Source organism: Pseudomonas sp. GM55 (assembly GCF_000282395.1).
Taxonomy (GTDB): domain Bacteria; phylum Pseudomonadota; class Gammaproteobacteria; order Pseudomonadales; family Pseudomonadaceae; genus Aquipseudomonas; species Aquipseudomonas fluorescens_CC.
Map to the genome: position 1 here is coordinate 1 of NZ_AKJJ01000048.1, position 18358 is coordinate 18358.

Consider the following 18358-nt stretch of genomic DNA (forward strand, 5'->3'; position numbering starts at 1 on the left):
ACGGATATGTACCCCACCCAAACCCGCACGAAGCCAATTTCCCAAGATGAAACCAGCCTCCAGCCCCTTGCTCCACCGCCACTGCCGACTAACATCAAACAAAAGGAAAATATCTCCACCCCCCCCTCAAGTTGAAGGACTCGACAACCGACACAGTGCTAACAGGCTAACTCGTCAAGACAACTGCAAATCGGCCAAGCTGCAGGCAAAATCCCTCAAGGATGATTGTCCCTTTGACTGCCATCACGGGATTGCCAATACTCATGGCAACTTGATGCTACCCGCACGGAACAAGGAATAACCCTTTGAAGCTGGAACTCAAGAACAGCTTGTCGGTGAAGTTGCTCCGGGTCGTACTCCTGTCGGCATTGATCGTCGGCGTGGTCTTGAGCTGCGCGCAGATCGTGTTCGATGCCTATAAAACACGCCAGGCCGTCGCCAGCGATGCCGAGCGTATCCTCGATATGTTTCGCGACCCCTCGACCCAGGCCGTCTACAGCCTGGACCGGGAAATGGGCATGCAAGTGATCGAAGGCCTGTTTCAGGACGCCGCCGTGCGCCAGGCTTCCATCGGCCATCCCAACGAAGCCATGCTCGCGCAAAAAACCCGCGAGTTGCAGTACTCCCACAGTCGCTGGCTGACCGACCTGATTCTTGGCAAGGAACGCACCTTCACCACCCAACTGGTCGGTCGCGGGCCTTACAGCGAGTATTACGGCGACCTGAGCATCACCCTCGATACCGCCACCTATGGTCAGGGGTTCATTATCAGCTCGGTGATCATCTTCATCTCCGGCGTGCTGCGCGCGCTCGCCATGGGGCTGGTGTTGTATCTGGTCTATCACTGGCTGCTGACCAAGCCGCTGTCACGAATCATCGAGCACCTCACGGAAATCAATCCGGATCGTCCCAGCGAACACAAGATTCCGCTGCTCAAGGGTCACGAGAAAAACGAACTGGGCATCTGGATCAACACCGCCAACCAGTTGCTCGAATCCATCGAACGCAACACCCATCTGCGCCACGAAGCGGAAAACAGCCTGTTGCGCATGTCCCAATACGATTTCCTGACGGGGCTGCCGAACCGCCAGCAACTGCAGCAGCAACTGGACAAGATCCTCATCGACGCCGGCAGACTACAGCGCCGGGTCGCGGTGTTGTGTGTCGGCCTCGACGACTTCAAGGGCATCAACGAACAGTTCAGCTACCAGACCGGCGACCAGTTGCTGCTGGCCCTGGCCGATCGCCTGCGCGGTCATAGCGGTCGCCTGGGAGCCCTCGCCCGCCTCGGTGGCGACCAGTTCGCCCTGGTCCAGGCCGATATCGAGCAACCCTACGAAGCCGCCGAGCTGGCGCAAAGCATTCTCGATGATCTGGAAGCGGCGTTCGCCCTTGATCATCAGGAGATCCGCCTGCGCGCCACCATCGGCATCACCCTGTTCCCCGAGGACGGCAACAGCACCGAGAAGTTGCTGCAAAAGGCCGAGCAGACCATGACGCTGGCCAAGACCCGTTCGCGCAACCGCTATCAGTTCTATATCGCCAGCGTCGACACCGAAATGCGCCGCCGCCGCGAACTGGAAAAAGACCTGCGCGATGCGCTGATCCGCAATCAGTTCTACCTCGTCTACCAGCCGCAGATCAGCTATCGCGACAACCGCGTGGTGGGCGTCGAAGCCCTGATTCGCTGGCAACACCCCGAGCACGGCATGGTGCCGCCAGACCTGTTCATCCCGCTGGCCGAACAGAACGGCACCATCATTGCCATCGGCGAATGGGTGCTGGACCAGGCCTGCAAACAACTACGCGAGTGGCATGACCAGGGCTTCAGTGACCTGCGCATGGCGGTCAACCTGTCCACGGTTCAATTGCACCACGCCGAACTGCCCCGGGTGGTCAACAACCTGCTTCAGATGTACCGCCTGCCGCCGCGCAGCCTGGAGCTGGAAGTCACCGAAACCGGCCTGATGGAAGACATCAGCACGGCGGCCCAGCACCTGCTCAGCCTGCGTCGCTCCGGCGCGCTGATCGCCATCGATGACTTCGGAACCGGCTATTCATCCTTGAGCTATCTGAAAAGCCTGCCGTTGGACAAGATCAAGATCGACAAGAGCTTCGTTCAGGACCTGCTCGATGACGACGATGATGCGACCATCGTTCGCGCCATCATCCAGCTGGGCAAGAGCCTGGGCATGCAGGTGATTGCCGAAGGCGTGGAAACCGCCGAACAAGAGGCCTACATCATTTCCGAAGGCTGCCACGAAGGTCAGGGCTATCTCTACAGCAAGCCGTTGTCGGCGCGGGAACTGGGTCTGTACCTGAAGCAGGCCCAGCGCAGCAACGCCGCTATCTTGTAAAAAACCCCGCCCCGTCTGTAGGAGCGAGCTTGCTCGCGATGAACGTGAACGATAACGCGTTCATTCTGGATGGGCGCGTTGCTCTCAAGATCATCGCGAGCAGGCTCGCTCCTACAGAGAGGGCTGCGAGCCGCGTTCTGTGAATAAGAAATATTTCCAGGTACAACCCTTTACACATAATGCGAAAGATTTGCATTATGTCGCAGTTTTGCGTGTGCATAACACGACTCCACCCTCTATCGAAGCAGGATGTTCGCCATGATTCGTATGCCTCTGGCTACCGCCAGTCTGTTGGCCATCGCTATTTCCCTCGCCGGTTGCGGCGAAGGTAAAGACAAAGAAAAAGCTGCCGCGCCTGTGCCAGCTGCCAGCACTGCGGCTGCCCCGGCTGCTCCAGCCGCTGCCGGTAAAGTCGACGAAGCCGCCGGCAAAGCCGTTGTCGCTCACTACGCCGACATGGTTTTCGCCGTTTACAGCGATGCCGAATCCACTGCGAAGACCTTGCAAACCGCCGTCGACGCCTTCCTCGCCAAGCCGAACGCCGACACCCTGAAAGCTGCCAAGGCTGCCTGGGTTGCCGCTCGCGTGCCTTACCTGCAGAGCGAAGTGTTCCGCTTTGGTAACACCATCATTGACGACTGGGAAGGTCAGTTGAACTCCTGGCCACTGGACGAAGGCCTGATCGACTACGTCGACAAATCCTACGAACACGCCCTGGGCAACCCGGGTGCCACCGCCAACATCATCGCCAACACTGAAGTGCAGATCGGCGAAGACAAGGTCGATGTCAAAGACATCACTCCGGAAAAACTCGCCAGTCTGAACGAGCTGGGCGGTTCCGAGGCCAACGTCGCCACCGGCTACCACGCCATCGAATTCCTGCTCTGGGGCCAGGACCTGAACGGCACCGGCCCTGGCGCCGGCAACCGTCCGGCCTCGGACTACCTGGAAGGCAAAGGCGCTACCGGCGGCCACAACGACCGTCGTCGTGCCTACCTGAAGTCCGTGACTCAACTGCTGGTCAGCGACCTGGAAGAAATGGTCGGTAACTGGAAGCCGAACGTGGCCGACAACTACCGCGCCACCCTGGAAGCGGAACCGGCTGAATCCGGCCTGCGCAAAATGCTGTTCGGCATGGGCAGCCTGTCCCTGGGCGAACTGGCGGGCGAGCGCATGAAGGTTTCCCTGGAAGCCAACTCCCCGGAAGACGAACAGGACTGCTTCAGCGACAACACTCACAACTCGCACTTCTACGATGCCAAGGGCATTCGTAACGTGTACCTGGGTGAATACACCCGTGTCGACGGTACCAAAATGACTGGCGCCAGCCTGTCGTCCCTGGTGGCCAAGGCCGACCCGGCTGCCGACACCGCGCTGAAAGCCGACCTGGCCGCCACCGAAGCCAAGATCCAGCTGATGGTTGATCACGCCAACAAGGGTGAGCACTACGACCAGTTGATCGCTGCCGGCAACACCGCGGGCAACCAGATCGTCCGTGACGCCATCGCGTCGCTGGTCAAGCAGACCGGTTCGATCGAAGCCGCCGCTGGCAAACTGGGCATCAACGACCTGAACCCGGACAACGCTGATCACGAATTCTGATCAACGCTGGCTGAATGAAAAAGGCGACCTTCGGGTCGCCTTTTTTGTGCCTGCCTTTTGTGGTGATGCTGGTGGCCCCATCGCTGGCAAGCCAGCTCCCACAGGTTCGGTGATGTTCGCAAACCCCCCGATCCCTGTAGGAGCTGGCTTGCCAGCGATCGCAGCGCCTCGGTCTCCGGTGAAAAACCCTGCCCCACATCAAGCAAACGATAATTCCTCTTATTCAAATTCCCATCCCCTGTTAGACTTTGCGCCCTTGTTTTGCTCGTCTTGCAGGATGTCTGATGCCCCCGCTGCCTCTTCGCTTGTCCGCACTGTTTCTGGCATTGGGCCTGAGTGCCTGCGATGACGCCCCGAAATTCACCCAGGCTGAACCCGGTGAAGCCCGCTCCGGCGGTAGTGCGACGGTGCGCAAGAGCGATCAGAACGCGTTTTCGATGCCCTCGGCGAATCTGCCGCCGTCACGGCGTGTGGATTTCAGCGTCGGCAACAGTTTCTTCCGCAGCCCTTGGGTGATCGCCCCGTCGACGACGACCGCTCGCGATGGCCTCGGCCCACTGTTCAACACCAACGCCTGCCAGGGCTGCCACATCAAGGACGGCCGCGGCCATCCGCCGACCCCGGGCGATGTGAACGCCGTGTCGATGCTGGTACGCCTGTCGATTCCCGACGCCCCGGCGTATGCCAAGGTCATCGAACAGCTCGGCGTGGTGCCGGAGCCCGTCTACGGCGGTCAGTTCCAGGACATGGCGGTACCCGGTGTGGCCCCCGAAGGCAAAGTGCGGGTCGATTACACCGCCGTGCCGGTTCGCTTCAAGGACGGTACCGAAGTCGAGCTGCGCAAGCCAAGCCTGGACATCACCCAACTGGGCTACGGCCCGATGCACCCCGACACCCGTTTCTCGGCCCGTGTAGCGCCGCCGATGATTGGTCTGGGCCTGCTTGAAGCGATCCCTGACGAGGCGATCCTGGCCAACGCCGAGGCACAGGCCAAGGCGAACAACGGCATCAGCGGACGACCGAACCGGGTCTGGGACGATGTCCGGCAAAAGACCGTTTTGGGACGATTTGGCTGGAAAGCCGGACAACCGAACCTCAATCAACAAAATGTTCACGCGTTTTCCGGTGACATGGGCCTCACGACCAGCCTGAGACCCTTTGATGACTGCACGGACGCGCAAACTGCCTGCAAACAGGCACCCAATGGCAATGGCCCGAATGGCGAGCCGGAAGTCAGCGATAACATCCTGCGCCTGGTGCTGTTCTACAGCCGTAACCTCGCCGTCCCGGCCCGTCGTGACGTCAACGCCCCTGAAGTGCTGGCCGGCAAGACCCTGTTCTATCAGGCCGGTTGCCAGTCCTGCCACACACCGAAATACACCACCGCCGCCAACGCCGCCGAACCTGAACTGGCCAATCAAGTGATTCGCCCGTACAGCGATCTGCTGCTGCATGACATGGGCGACGGCCTGGCCGACAACCGTAGCGAATTCCAGGCCAGCGGCCGCGAATGGCGCACCCCGCCGTTGTGGGGCATCGGCCTGACACAGGCGGTCAGCGGCCACACCCAGTTCCTGCACGACGGCCGCGCCCGCAATCTGCTCGAAGCCGTGCTCTGGCATGGCGGCGAAGCGACTGCGGCGCAGCAACAGGTTTTGTCTTTCAATGCCGAGCAGCGCACCGCGTTGCTGGCGTTCCTGAATTCCCTTTAATACGCATTCACTCGCGGGAGCCCGACATGTTCCGTCCCAAACTGTTGTTCACCAGCCTTGCCGCACTCGCCTTGGGCGCCTGTTCGCCCCAGGACCCGCAAGCGGTCACGTCGGCGGCCATCGCCAAATCGGTGATCCTGCCGACCTACACCCGCTGGGTTGAAGCCGACCGTCAATTGGCGGTCAGTGCCCTCGCCTACTGCGAAGGCAAGGAAACCCTGGAAACCGCCCGTGCCGATTTCCTGCACGCGCAAAAAGCCTGGGCCGAACTGCAACCGTTGCTGATCGGGCCGTTGGCCGAAGGCAACCGTTCGTGGCAAGTGCAGTTCTGGCCAGACAAGAAAAACCTGGTCGGCCGTCAGGTCGAGCAACTGGTCACCACCCAGCCGCAGATCGATGCCACCGCACTGGCCAAGTCCAGCGTTGTGGTACAGGGCCTCTCCGCCTACGAATACATTCTGTTCGACAGCAAGCCTGACGTCGCCAACGCTGAACAGAAAGCCAGGTACTGCCCGCTATTGGTCGCGATTGGCGAACGCCAGAAGCAATTGGCCGAAGAGATTCTGCAAACTTGGAACAACACCGACGGCATGCTCGCGCAAATGAGCAAATTCCCGAACCAGCGCTACGCGGACTCCCATGAAGCGATCGCCGATCTGTTGCGCGTGCAAGTCACGGCCATCGACACCCTGAAGAAAAAACTCGGCACGCCGATGGGTCGCCAGAGCAAGGGCGTACCACAACCGTTCCAGGCCGATGCATGGCGTAGCCAGGCTTCCCTGACCAGCCTGGAAGCCAGCCTCGCGGCCGCCAAAACCGTCTGGGAAGGTGTTGATAACAAAGGCCTGCGCAGCCTGTTACCGAGCGAGCAGAAACCCTTGGCCGACAAGATCGATGCGGCCTATGCCGCCTCGCTGAAACTGTTCGCCAGCAACCAGCGCTCGCTGACTGAAATGCTCGGTGACGACGCCGGCCGTCAACAACTCAACGACCTGTACGAAAGCCTCAACGTCGTCCATCGCCTGCACGAAGCTGATCTGGCCAAGGCGCTGGGCATCCAACTGGGCTTCAACGCCAACGACGGCGACTGATGAGGGCGAGTTCCATGCTGCGACGCCAGGCTCTGACCTTGGGCAGTTTGTTGCTGGGTGCGGTGACGCTGGGCGGCTGGAAGCTGTTCAAGCAAAGGGACAGGAGTCCGTTGTTGCTTTCGGCACGGGACGATACCGATGGCCAGCATTACGCGGTCGGTTATCGACTGGACGGCACACAGGTGTTCGCCACCCGGGTCAGCCAGCGTTGCCACGACATCATCAACCACCCGACACAGCCGATTGCGCTGTTTGTCGCCCGCCGTCCGGGTACCGAGAGCTACCTGATCGACCTGCGCGACGGTGCGCTCCTGCAAACCCTGGTGTCACAGCCGAACCGGCACTTCTACGGACACGCGGTCATTCACCACAGCGGCGATTGGCTGTACGCCACCGAAAACGATACCAGCGATCCGGGGCGTGGCCTGCTCGGCGTGTATAAATTCGAAGGCGAACGGCTGGTGCACAGCGGTGAAATTTCCACCCACGGCCTCGGGCCGCACCAGGTGTCGTGGATGCCCGACGGCGAAACCCTGGTAGTGGCCAACGGCGGGATTCGCACCGAGGCTGAAAGCCGGGTGGAGATGAACCTCAACGCCATGGAACCAAGCCTGGTCCTGATGCAGCGTGACGGTACCCTGCTGAGCAAGGAAACCCTCGCCCAGCAGATGAACAGCGTGCGCCATCTCGCCATCGCCAGTGACGGCACCATCGTCGCCAGCCAGCAGTTCATGGGCGCGGCCCACGAGTCGTCGGAGCTGTTGGCGATCAAGCGTCCCGGTCAGCCTTTCGTCGCGTTCCCGGTGCCCGAGCACCAGTTGCAGGCCATGGGGCACTACACCGCCAGTGTCGCGATACACAGCGACTTGCGCCTGGTGGCGTTGACGGCACCGCGGGGCAACCGTTTTTTCATCTGGGACCTGGACAGCGGTGAAGTACGCCTGGATGCCCCACTGCCCGATTGCGCCGGGGTCGGTGCCGTGGCCGATGGTTTTGTCGTGACCTCGGGTCAGGGGCGCTGCCGCTACTACGATTGCCGCCAGACAACTCTTGTTGCAAAACCGCTGGAGCTACCCGCAGGGCTCTGGGACAACCATCTGCATCTGATGGCCTGAATCATTGAGAAAATCGCCGCCTTGGGCTGCGCTTGTATCGGGATGACGGACACCCGGCAGGCGCGGCCCAAGGCGGCGAATCTTTTCAGGCTTTCCCCCCTCTAATACCTCACAACCTGTAAAAACGGCAGTCGGATTACCCTCTACACTCCCGGTAATGTGCCCCGCTGTCTCACCTGATTTCCTCCAAGGAACTGGAATATGCTGCGTCGCCGCATGCTGATCATGTTGGGTGTTGTTCTACTGATTGTGCTGGTCCTGGCCGCGTACAAAGCCTTCTCGATCTACACGATGGTTCAAGGCTACTCTGCACCCAGACCGGCCATCAGCGTTGCCGTGGCCACCGCCGCCGAGCGCCCATGGCAAGCCCGCCTGCCTACCGTTGGCACGCTCAAGGCATTGCAAGGCGTGGACCTGAGCCTGGAGACCGATGGTACCGTCATCGATTTGCAGTTCGAGTCAGGGCAAAAGGTCAAGGCCGGTCAACCACTCCTGCGTCTCGACAGCGCTGTTGAAAGTGCCCTGCTGGAAACTGCTCTGGCCGACCTCGGGCTGGCACAGCTTGATTACGGTCGCGGTAGCCAACTGGTCGGCAGCCAGGCCATTTCCAAAGGCGAGTTCGACCGACTCTCGGCGGTCCTGAAAAAGAGCAGGGCCACGGTCAATCAGCTCAGGGCTGCGCTCAGCAAAAAAAGCATCGTCGCGCCGTTCAGCGGCACCATCGGCATTCGTCAGGTGGACGTCGGCGACTATGTGGCCACCGGCACCATGATCGCCACCCTGCAAGACCTCAGTAGCCTGTATGTCGACTTTTTTGTGCCCGAGCAGTCGGTGCCGAAGATTGCTCTCGGCCAGCCAGTGCAGGTCATTGTTGCGGCGTATCCGACCCAGGAGTACCCCGGCACCATCAGTGCAATCAACCCCAAAGTCGAGAACAGCACCCGTAACGTGCAGGTCCGCGCCACCCTGGCCAACCCCGATGGCAAGTTGATGCCAGGCATGTTCGCCAGCCTCCAGGTGCTCCTGCCCGACCCGCAACCGCGCATCGTGGTACCGGAAAGCGCGATTACCTATACGCTCTACGGCAACTCGGTGTACGTGGCTGTACCAAAGAAGGCCGAAGATGGCAGCCTGCAAAAGGATGACAAGGGCCAGCCGGTGCTGATCGCCGAACGGCGTTTTGTCGAAACCGGCGAGCGCCGCGACGGGCAAGTGATGATCACCAAAGGCGTGCAGAGCGGCGATAAAGTGGTGACCGCCGGCCAGCTCAAACTGGACAACGGCGCACGCATTGCCATCAGCGACGACAAGACCCTGGCTGAGCAGAGCAGCCCGCCACGCGCGGACTGATCAAGGAATCCAAATGGCTTTTACCGATCCGTTCATCCGCCGCCCGGTTCTCGCAACCGTAGTCAGCCTGCTGATTGTGCTGCTGGGCTTCCAGGCCTGGGGCAAGCTGCCGCTGCGCCAGTACCCGCAAATGGAAAACGCCCTGATCACGGTGACCACCGCCTACCCCGGGGCCAACGCCGAGACCATCCAGGGCTATATCACTCAACCGATGCAGCAAAGCCTGGCGAGCGCCGAGGGCATCGACTACATGACCTCGGTGAGTCGCCAGAACTTTTCGGTAATCTCGATCTACGCGCGCGTCGGCTCCAACAGCGACCGTCTGTTTACCGAACTGCTGGCCAAGGCCAACGAGGTCAAGAGCCAGCTGCCCCAGGACGCTGAAGACCCGGTGCTGAGCAAGCAATCTGCCGATGCGTCAGTGCTGATGTACATGAGTTTCTTCAGCAAGGAATTGAACAATCCGCAGATTACCGATTACCTGTCACGGGTGATCCAGCCGAAACTGGCGACCTTGCCCGGCATGGCCGAAGCCGAGATCCTCGGCAACCAGGTGTTTGCCATGCGCCTGTGGCTGGACCCGGCGAAGCTCGCGGGTTTCGGCTTGAGTGCCAGCGATGTGACCAATGCGGTGCGCCAGTACAACTTCCTCTCGGCTGCCGGCGAGGTGAAAGGCGAATATGTGGTCACCAGCATCAACGCCAATACCGAGCTCAAGTCCGCCGAAGCCTTCGGGGCAATTCCGCTCAAAGTCGATGGCGACAGCCGTGTGCTGCTGCGGGATGTGGCGCGCGTGGAAATGGGCGCGGAAAACTACGACACCATCAGCTCGTTCGGTGGCACCCCTTCGGTGTACATCGGCATCAAGGCGACGCCCGGCGCCAACCCGCTGGAAGTGATCAAGGAAGTACGCAAGATCATGCCGGACCTCGAGGCCCAGCTACCGCCGAACCTCAAGGGTGAAATCGCCTACGACGCCACCCTGTTCATCCAGGCCTCGATCGACGAAGTGGTGAAAACCCTGTTCGAAGCGGTGCTGATCGTGATCGTGGTGGTGTTCCTGTTCCTCGGCGCCCTGCGTTCGGTGGTGATCCCGGTGGTGACCATCCCGCTGTCGATGATCGGCGTCATGTTCTTCATGCAGATGATGGGGTACTCGATCAACCTGCTCACCCTGCTGGCGATGGTATTGGCCATCGGTCTGGTAGTGGATGACGCCATCGTCGTGGTGGAAAACATTCACCGCCACATCGAGGAAGGCAAGACACCGCTCGAAGCCGCCATTGAAGGCGCCCGGGAAATCGCCATGCCGGTGGTTTCGATGACCATCACCCTGGCAGCGGTGTATGCGCCGATCGGCTTCCTCACCGGCCTGACCGGGGCGCTGTTCAAGGAGTTCGCCCTGACCCTGGCCGGCGCGGTGGTGATTTCCGGTATCGTCGCCCTGACCCTGTCGCCGATGATGTGTGCGTTTCTGCTGCGCCACGATGAGAACCCCAGTGGCCTGGCCCATCGCCTGGACCTAATTTTCGAAAGCCTCAAGCGCCGCTACCAGAGCATACTTCACGGCACCCTCAACACCCGGCCGGTGGTGCTGGTGTTCGCCGTGATCGTGTTGTGCCTGATTCCGGTCCTTCTCAAATTCACCAAATCGGAACTGGCGCCGGATGAGGACCAGGGCATCATTTTCATGATCGCCAACGCCCCGCAACCGACCAACCTCAACTACCTGAACATCTACACCGACGAGTTCGTCTCGATCTTCAAGGCGTTTCCCGAGTATTACTCGTCGTTCCAGATCAATGGTTTCAACGGCGTGCAATCGGGCATCGGCGGTTTCCTGCTCAAGCCGTGGAACGAGCGCAGCCGCACGCAAATGTCGATCCTGCCCCAGGTGCAGGCCAAACTGGAAAAGATCCCGGGGTTGCAGATTTTCGGCTTCAACCTGCCATCTCTGCCGGGCACCGGCGAAGGCGTGCCGTTCCAGTTCGTCATCAACTCCGCCAATGATTACGAGTTGCTGCTGCAGGTGGCCGACCGGGTAAAAAAACGGGCGAAGGAATCCGGCAAGTTTGCGTTTGTCCACGTTGACCTGGCTTTCGACAAGCCGGAAGTGGTGGTGGATATCGACCGCGCCAAAGCCGCGCAGATGGGGGTTTCCATGCAGGATCTGGGGGGAACCCTGGCAACCCTGCTGGGTGAAGCCGAGATCAACCGTTTCACCGTTGAAGGTCGCAGCTACAAAGTCATTGCCCAGGTCGAACAGCCATTCCGCGACAACCCGGACTGGCTGAACAATTACTACGTGAAAAACGCCAAGGGCGAACTGTTGGCGCTGTCGACCCTGATCACCGTCACCGACCGTGCTCGACCGCGACAGCTGAACCAATTCCAGCAACTCAACTCGGCCATCCTGTCCGGAGTGCCGCTGGTGAGCATGGGGGAAGCCGTCGACCTCGTGCGCCAGATCGCCCGGGAAGAGGCACCTGCCGGTTTTGCCTTCGACTACGCCGGCGCATCGAGGCAGTACGTTCAGGAAGGCAGTGCCCTGTGGGTCACCTTTGCCCTGGCATTGGCAGTCATTTTCCTGGTACTGGCGGCCCAGTTCGAAAGCTTCCGCGACCCGCTGGTTATCCTGGTCACCGTGCCACTGTCCATCTGCGGTGCATTGATTCCGCTGTTCCTGGGGTGGTCGAGCATGAACATCTACACCCAGGTCGGGCTGGTGACGTTGATCGGGCTGATCAGCAAGCACGGCATTCTGATCGTCGAGTTCGCCAACCAGCTACGCAAGGACAAGGGCCTGACGGCACGCGAAGCAGTGGAGGAAGCGGCGGCCATCCGCCTGCGTCCGGTCTTGATGACCACCGCAGCGATGGTATTCGGTATGGTGCCATTGATCATCGCCACCGGTGCTGGCGCGGTCAGCCGGTTCGACATCGGCACGGTCATCGCAACGGGCATGTCGATCGGCACACTGTTCACCCTGTTTGTGTTGCCCTGCATCTATACGTTGCTGGCCAAACCGGATAAAGCCTGAACCCTGTAGGAGCCGGCTTGCTGGCGATGGTCGTTAACGATAACGCGTGTGAACTGGATAAACGCGGCGCACTTGAGGCCATCGCCAGCAATCGAGCGTCGACCGGCCGCTCCTACAGTTTCCCGGGAATACGTGAAGCCCAAATAAAAGGCCTCGCATCAGCGAGGCCTTTTATTTGGGCTTCAATCGGTTCAATTCTGCGGCCTCAATCCCTGAGAAAGTCCGAACATGAACAGCAACAAATCATGATCGGGTCGAGTAGCCACGGATGCCTTCACAACCCGCGGCAACGGACAATGTTCTTCTGCGTTTATCGAGCTGAGAACCTGGGGGCGTGGTTGCTCCCAGGCTGCCATCGCGATCGATGCAACTGCCAAGGCTCCTACCAGAAACAAACCTCGTGCAATTTCGAGTTTCATCGCTATAAATCCTTGATAGCGCTGCCAAACGCCGTCTCATAAAAGTAGACGAGCTTTTTCCAGTCTGCTTCGCTGAACGACGAGTGGCGACGCAACTGCTTCATGTCATGGGCCGCTGCGCGATGAGCGGTCAAACGCTGTCGGGATTTCTCCAGATCGATCAGGGCCACTTCGACCTTGGCCGTCTCGCCCTCACCGGTCACGCGAACGAATACGTGCTTGTCGTAAAGGCAACCGTGCTGCCAGCGGCCCTTGTGCATGCGCGCCAGGTTTTCAGCCAGGTCCTTGAGCACGCGGTCATGTATGGCTTCACCATGACGCTCGCGACCGCCACCGGCGTACCAGCGATCGATTTCCTCGAAGCCGTCCAGCGACCTGGTGACCAGCAAGGCACGCCATTTGTGCACTGGATCACGCTGCGCGCCGCAGAAAACGATATGCGGAACCCGTACGCCAAGCGCGGCCACACCGTTGAGCGCAGCACTCTCACGCAGTACTGTCGGCCGCCCGAAAGGGTGCTGCCAGCTACGATGGATATGCCCGGTCTGACGCTTGACGTAGAGCAGTTGACCATCACTGCCCATCACGCGTTGAACGCCGCTTTCCCCGCCGCGACGGACGTTAGGTTCTTCTACCCATTCACCGCGCTGATTCCAAAAGTAATCGAAGCGATCCTGGGGAGCGACTTCCGTTTCTGCTGCATACTGCACTGCCATCCTGTTACCTCTTGCGTAATACGTAAACTCGCCACATCGCATAGAGCGGCAAAAAGTCCAGTTGTTCCTGGATGCGGAAACCCGCCTGCTTAAATTCCTTTTCTACGGTAGCGGCCGGTAACACAAAGCGGTTTTGGTAACCTGCCTGCCCACGGGTTTTCTCCGAACGCTTGCGTTTCCAGGCCTTGAAGTTGCCATCGACCCACAGCGAAAGGATCACGCTGTCACGGGAAACTCGCTCGAATTCGCGCAAAATAGCCATGCGATGCTCGGCTTCACCGATGTGGTGGAGCAAGCGCATGCAAAAAATGCTGTCGACGGCGTTGTCCGGCAAGGCGATGTCGAATGCAGAAGTGTGCAAGGGCCGTACCCGTTTCACCACTTCGGCGGGTTGCGCCTGGGTTGCGACCTTCAGCATGGACTCCGAGTTATCGGCGCCAATGATCACGCGGTTGGTTTTTTCCGCCAGCAAGGGCCAGAAACGCCCTGCACCGCACGGCAAGTCGAGGACCAGGCCGGGCTCGCCAACCCGGGCCAGCGCCTTGCGCGCCAGTTGTTCTTCACGCCAATGGGACAGTCGACGACCGAGACCCTCCTGGTGTTTGCGCAAATAGCGTTGCGCGTGTTGATCGTCGTACTTTTCGGAAAAATCGAGTTTGATCGGGCCGTCCATCACCTGGTCTCCTGAACTTCTGATAGCAACTACCTTAGGTTTCGCGGTGTCGGTGACAGGTGATCCACTTGTGAAAGTTTCGTTACGGGAAACCTGGAAGTATTACAGGCTTTTACAGAATTGATAGGGGTTTGCCGGACGCCTGACTCAACAGATCAGGTTCAGGACAACTCCACCTGAAAACGGCAGCCACTAGGCTCCACGGTTGTCAGGCTGACGCTCCAGCCCTGGTTTTCACAGATCCGTTGCACCAGTGAAAGCCCCAGGCCCAATCCTTCCCCGCGCTTTTCGTTGCCCCGGACGAACGGCTCGAACATTGCCTCGCGTTTTTCCTCGGGAATGCCCACGCCACTGTCTTCGACCAGAAAGCCGGTGCCCGTCAGGGTCAGGCGGATGAAGCCCTGTTCGGTGTAATGCAAGGCGTTGCGCAGCAAGTTACCCATCACCGCGTGCAAGAAGGTCGCATTGTAGCCCTTGGCCTCGGGGTTGCCCGGTTCGAAGATGAGCTTCAACCCTTTGCTTTCAATGGGCTCGCGCCACAGACCGAGCAGGCCCTCGGCCACCTGCCCCAGGGTCTGCTGTGGCGACATGCTGGCATCTTCACGCTGGGCACGGGCCAGCATCAGGAAGGTTTGCACCAGCTCACGCATTTCTTCACATGCCCGGGCAATGCGTTCGACCTGGGCGCGACCGCGCTGATCGATACCAGGGTTTTCCAGCAACAACTCGCAGGAACTGGCCAATATCATCAAGGGCGTACGCAGTTCGTGGCTGACATCGCTGGTGAACAACCGCTCGCGGGTCAGGGCCTGACGCAAGCGCCCTAGGGTGGCGTCGAAGGCCACGGCCAGCTCGCCGACTTCGTCGGCGGCATAATCCGGAGCCAAAGGGGGGGCCAAACCGAGCAGTTGATCGCGATGGCGTACCTGGCGGGCCAGCCGCACCACCGGCGCCATGACCTTGCGGGCCAGGACCCAGCCGAGAAACACCGCCAGCGCCAGGCTCAATACGAACCCCACCAGCGCCACGGCAAACAGCACCCGCTCACGCTCTTCGAAGTCGCTCTGGTCCTGCAACAGCACGTAACGTCGGCCGTCGACGATTTCGACCATGGCGTGGTACGACAGGTTTTCACGGAACACTTCGTGGAACCCTGGCTCCAGGTGCCGCAGATCCTTGGGCAAGCTGAAATCACCCCGTCCGCCGCTGAAGTAGAACAATTGGTCCGGTTCGGGTCGATGGCTCCAGTCCGCGACATTGTCCATCAGCAACAGACGCTGCAAATCGCCGCCCAGCCCCGCCGAAATCAGTTTTTCCTCCACCAGGTGCACGGTCGCCACGATGCCCATGGCAAAGGCACCGGCCACCAGTGCGCTCATCAGCGCAAAGGCAATGATGATGCGTTGAGAAAGGCTCTGCTTAAACTCCATCACGGCCCTCGGCCAAGCGATACCCCACACCGTGAACGGTTTGCAGCAATGGCTTGGCGAACGGTTTGTCGATCACCTGACGCAGTTGGTGGACGTGGCTGCGCAGGCTGTCGCTGTCCGGGCAGTCGTCCCCCCACAACGCCTCTTCAAGAATTTCACGGCGCAGCACATGCGGGCTTTTCTGCATCAACACGGCCAGCAACTTCAGGCCGACCGGGTTGAGTTTCAGCAACCGGCCTTCGCGGGTGACTTCCAGGGTGTCGAGGTCATAGCTCAGGTCGCCGACCTGCAAGGTCCGGCGCCCGCCGCCCTGGGTCCGGCGCATGACCGCTTCGATACGGGCCGCCAATTCAGACAGGGCAAACGGCTTGATCAGGTAATCATCGGCACCGGACTTGAAGCCTTGCAGACGGTCATCCAGTTGATCACGGGCCGTGAGCATGATCACCGGCGTTTCGCGGCGGGCATCTTCGCGCAGGCGCTTGCACAGGGTGTAGCCATCGATGCCGGGCAACATGATATCGAGCACGATCAAATCGTAGTGCTCGGTGGCCGCCAGATGCAGGCCAGACAGACCATCCTGCGCGCAATCCACGGTATAGCCTTTGAGCCCCAGGTAATCGGCCAGGTTGGCCAGGATATCGCGGTTGTCTTCAACCAATAGAATTCGCATGGGTATCTCTCCGTCCACAGTAACGGCCGTCATGGCCCGCGCAGCTTAAGGCCAAGTGTGGCCCACGGCTAGGGGAAGGCCAGGGGTGAATCAATTCGATCAACCAAAAGGTATGATTAACAAGTTTTTCACTATCGATTCACGCGCTGACTACAGCGGTCAGCCGAGACTCACACGCGTTTGATAATAAGGAATACAAAAAATGGACTATTTGAAGACGGCCCCCATGCGTTTTTTGCTGCTGGTGACCGGCTCCTGGCTGGTGATTTTTTTTCTGACTCGAACAGTCCTGCTTCTCACTCATCTGAATGAGGCCGGTAGCGGTTTTTTGTCAGTCTTCGGTATCGGCCTGCTCTACGACCTGGGTTTCATTGCCTACGCAGCACTGCCCATGGGCCTCTACCTGTTGCTGTGCCCGGCGGCCCTGTGGCGCACTCGTGGCCATCGCTGGTTCCTTCAGGGGCTGCTGACGGTCAGTCTGTTCGCGATGTTGTTTACGTCAGTGGCCGAATGGCTGTTCTGGGATGAGTTCGGCGTACGCTTCAACTTCATCGCCGTCGATTATCTGGTGTATTCCGACGAAGTACTGAACAACCTGCTTGAGTCATACCCGATCGGCACGCTGCTGAGCATCCTCGCCGTGCTGGCCGTAGCCCTGAGTCTTGCATTGCGCAAATCCTTCAACGCCGCACTTGATGCGCCGTTGCCGCCGCTGCGTGGCCGTTTTCTGAATGCGTTCGGTTTGTTGATCGTCGCCGGCCTGAGCATGCAACTGCTCAGCCAGGACGCCCCGCGCGCCCAGGGCGGCAACGCCTACCAGAACGAACTGGCGAGCAATGGCCCGTATCAATTCTTCGCGGCATTCCGCAACAACGAACTGGACTACCCGCAGTTCTACAGCACACTGCCGTCGGCCGTGGTTGCCCAACAGATTCGCGCCGAACTGGCAGAACCCAATGCCCGCTTCGTGGGTGAGGACCCACAGGACATTCGCCGGCAGATCGATAACCCGGGCGTACCGCGCAAGCCCAATATCGTGCTGGTTACCATTGAAAGCTTCAGCGCCAAGTACATGGGCAGCAACGGTGACACCCGTAACCTGACGCCCAACCTGGATGCCTTGCGCAAGCAGAGCCTGTATTTCAATAATTTCTACGCCACCGGCACCCGCACCGACCGCGGCCTGGAAGCCATCACCCTGGCGATTCCGCCAACGCCCGGTCGCTCGATCGTCAAGCGCGTCGGTCGTGAAAGCGGCTTTGCCAGCCTTGGCCAGCAACTCAATGCCGTGGGCTACGACAGTGTGTTTGTCTATGGCGGGCGCGGTTACTTCGACAACATGAATGCGTTCTTCAGCGGCAATGGCTATCGCGTTGTAGACCAGAGCAGCGTCGAGGAGTCGGAGATTCACTTCAAGAATGCCTGGGGCATGGCTGACGAGGATCTCTACAATCAGACACTGAAGCTGGCCGATGCCGACCATGCCAGGCAGCAGCCATTCCTGCTGCAACTGATGACGACGTCCAACCATCGCCCTTACACCTATCCGGACAACCGGATCGACATCAAGTCCGGCAACGGCCGTGACGGTGCGGTGAAATACACCGACTACGCCATTGGTCAGTTCCTTGATCAGGCGCGTCAAAAACCCTGGTTTGACAATACAATCTTCGTCTTTGTCGCCGACCACACCGCAGGCAGCGCCGGTAAGGAAGACTTGCCCATCGCCAACTATCAGATTCCGCTGTTCATCTATGCGCCCAAGTTGATCGAAGCTCGGGAAACTGCACAATTGGCCAGCCAGATCGATCTGGCGCCGACGTTGCTGGGCTTGCTCAATCTGGATTATGAATCGACGTTCTTTGGCCGTAACCTGTTGCAGGACAACCCGCTGCCGCCACGTGTGGTGGTCGGTAACTACCAGCACCTGGGGTTGTTCGACGGCAAGGACCTGGCGATCTTGAGCCCACGCCAGGGCTTGCGTCGTCACGATGAAGCGCTGACCGAAAGTCGCGAGTCCCGGTCAACCGCCGATGACCCGCTGATTACCCGCGCAATCACCTATTACCAAACGGCCAGTTATGGCTTCAAGCAACAGCTGCTTGGCTGGAAGGCGCCCAAGGAGGGTGCCGGTCAAGTCGGCGAACGTTAACCGAATCGCCCCGGGCTGATGCCCCGGG

13 protein-coding genes are annotated in these 18358 nt (G+C 59.9%); 8 read left to right on the plus strand and 5 right to left on the minus strand.

Going from position 1 to position 18358, the window contains the following annotated elements:
- Window positions 1-305: 305 nt before the first annotated feature.
- The 7 genes from PMI31_RS13050 (at window position 306) to PMI31_RS13085 (ending at window position 12267) form a co-directional block, all read left to right on the plus strand.
- The gene (locus tag PMI31_RS13050) at window positions 306-2357 is read left to right on the plus strand and encodes a putative bifunctional diguanylate cyclase/phosphodiesterase (RefSeq protein WP_008018507.1); all 2052 of its coding nucleotides are present in this window, start codon (window positions 306-308) and stop codon (window positions 2355-2357) included.
- A 258-nt stretch (window positions 2358-2615) separates the two neighbouring features.
- Window positions 2616-3959 (plus strand): imelysin family protein, encoded by a 1344-nt coding sequence (locus tag PMI31_RS13060; protein ID WP_008018510.1) that lies wholly within the window; start codon window positions 2616-2618, stop codon window positions 3957-3959.
- A gap of 284 nt (window positions 3960-4243) precedes the next feature.
- A complete protein-coding gene (locus PMI31_RS13065; protein WP_008018511.1) occupies window positions 4244-5671 on the plus strand; it encodes a di-heme oxidoreductase family protein in 1428 nt (475 codons plus the stop codon).
- Between the two features lie 26 nt (window positions 5672-5697).
- Window positions 5698-6762 carry an imelysin family protein gene (locus PMI31_RS13070; protein WP_008018513.1) on the plus strand — a complete coding sequence of 355 codons (1065 nt, stop codon included), beginning with the start codon at window positions 5698-5700 and terminating at the stop codon, window positions 6760-6762.
- 14 nt (window positions 6763-6776) lie between these two features.
- A complete protein-coding gene (locus PMI31_RS13075; RefSeq protein ID WP_008018515.1) occupies window positions 6777-7877 on the plus strand; it encodes a DUF1513 domain-containing protein in 1101 nt (366 codons plus the stop codon).
- Window positions 7878-8078: 201 nt separating this feature from the next.
- Window positions 8079-9227, plus strand: coding sequence for an efflux RND transporter periplasmic adaptor subunit (locus tag PMI31_RS13080; RefSeq protein WP_008018516.1), 1149 nt, complete (start codon window positions 8079-8081; stop codon window positions 9225-9227).
- Between the two features lie 13 nt (window positions 9228-9240).
- On the plus strand, window positions 9241-12267 hold the full coding sequence (locus tag PMI31_RS13085) for a multidrug efflux RND transporter permease subunit (RefSeq protein ID WP_008018517.1): 3027 nt from the start codon (window positions 9241-9243) through the stop codon (window positions 12265-12267).
- 191 nt (window positions 12268-12458) lie between these two features.
- Here the strand turns inward: PMI31_RS13085 and PMI31_RS13090 are convergent, their stop codons facing one another.
- From PMI31_RS13090 to colR, 5 genes are all read right to left on the minus strand, one after another.
- Window positions 12459-12686, minus strand: coding sequence for a hypothetical protein (locus PMI31_RS13090; protein ID WP_043302361.1), 228 nt, complete (start codon window positions 12684-12686; stop codon window positions 12459-12461).
- 2 nt (window positions 12687-12688) lie between these two features.
- Window positions 12689-13402, minus strand: coding sequence for a lipopolysaccharide kinase InaA family protein (locus PMI31_RS13095; RefSeq protein WP_008018518.1), 714 nt, complete (start codon window positions 13400-13402; stop codon window positions 12689-12691).
- Window positions 13403-13406: 4 nt separating this feature from the next.
- Window positions 13407-14075, minus strand: a complete 669-nt coding sequence (locus PMI31_RS13100) for a class I SAM-dependent methyltransferase (RefSeq protein WP_008018519.1) — start codon at window positions 14073-14075, stop codon at window positions 13407-13409.
- A gap of 161 nt (window positions 14076-14236) precedes the next feature.
- Window positions 14237-15505: a sensor histidine kinase gene (locus PMI31_RS13105; RefSeq protein ID WP_008018520.1), complete on the minus strand. Its 1269-nt coding sequence runs from the start codon at window positions 15503-15505 to the stop codon at window positions 14237-14239.
- Window positions 15495-16178, minus strand: coding sequence for a two-component system response regulator ColR (gene colR / locus PMI31_RS13110; RefSeq protein ID WP_007985839.1), 684 nt, complete (start codon window positions 16176-16178; stop codon window positions 15495-15497). The genes PMI31_RS13105 and colR overlap by 11 nt, the downstream gene beginning before the upstream one ends.
- A gap of 202 nt (window positions 16179-16380) precedes the next feature.
- On the opposite strand from colR, the gene PMI31_RS13115 reads away from it, so the two are divergent.
- Complete coding sequence (locus tag PMI31_RS13115; protein ID WP_008018522.1) at window positions 16381-18330, plus strand: LTA synthase family protein; 1950 nt, start codon at window positions 16381-16383, stop codon at window positions 18328-18330.
- Window positions 18331-18358 lie beyond the last annotated feature (28 nt).

Coding starts and splice junctions, on each gene's coding strand:
- PMI31_RS13105 (WP_008018520.1), bottom strand. CDS start 15,505: ATGGAGTTTAAGCAGAGCCTTTCTCAACGCATCATCATTGCCTTTGCG.
- PMI31_RS13100 (WP_008018519.1), bottom strand. CDS start 14,075: ATGGACGGCCCGATCAAACTCGATTTTTCCGAAAAGTACGACGATCAA.
- PMI31_RS13095 (WP_008018518.1), bottom strand. CDS start 13,402: ATGGCAGTGCAGTATGCAGCAGAAACGGAAGTCGCTCCCCAGGATCGC.
- PMI31_RS13115 (WP_008018522.1), top strand. CDS start 16,381: ATGGACTATTTGAAGACGGCCCCCATGCGTTTTTTGCTGCTGGTGACC.
- PMI31_RS13090 (WP_043302361.1), bottom strand. CDS start 12,686: ATGAAACTCGAAATTGCACGAGGTTTGTTTCTGGTAGGAGCCTTGGCA.
- PMI31_RS13060 (WP_008018510.1), top strand. CDS start 2,616: ATGATTCGTATGCCTCTGGCTACCGCCAGTCTGTTGGCCATCGCTATT.
- PMI31_RS13075 (WP_008018515.1), top strand. CDS start 6,777: ATGCTGCGACGCCAGGCTCTGACCTTGGGCAGTTTGTTGCTGGGTGCG.
- PMI31_RS13080 (WP_008018516.1), top strand. CDS start 8,079: ATGCTGCGTCGCCGCATGCTGATCATGTTGGGTGTTGTTCTACTGATT.
- PMI31_RS13085 (WP_008018517.1), top strand. CDS start 9,241: ATGGCTTTTACCGATCCGTTCATCCGCCGCCCGGTTCTCGCAACCGTA.
- PMI31_RS13070 (WP_008018513.1), top strand. CDS start 5,698: ATGTTCCGTCCCAAACTGTTGTTCACCAGCCTTGCCGCACTCGCCTTG.
- PMI31_RS13065 (WP_008018511.1), top strand. CDS start 4,244: ATGCCCCCGCTGCCTCTTCGCTTGTCCGCACTGTTTCTGGCATTGGGC.
- colR (WP_007985839.1), bottom strand. CDS start 16,178: ATGCGAATTCTATTGGTTGAAGACAACCGCGATATCCTGGCCAACCTG.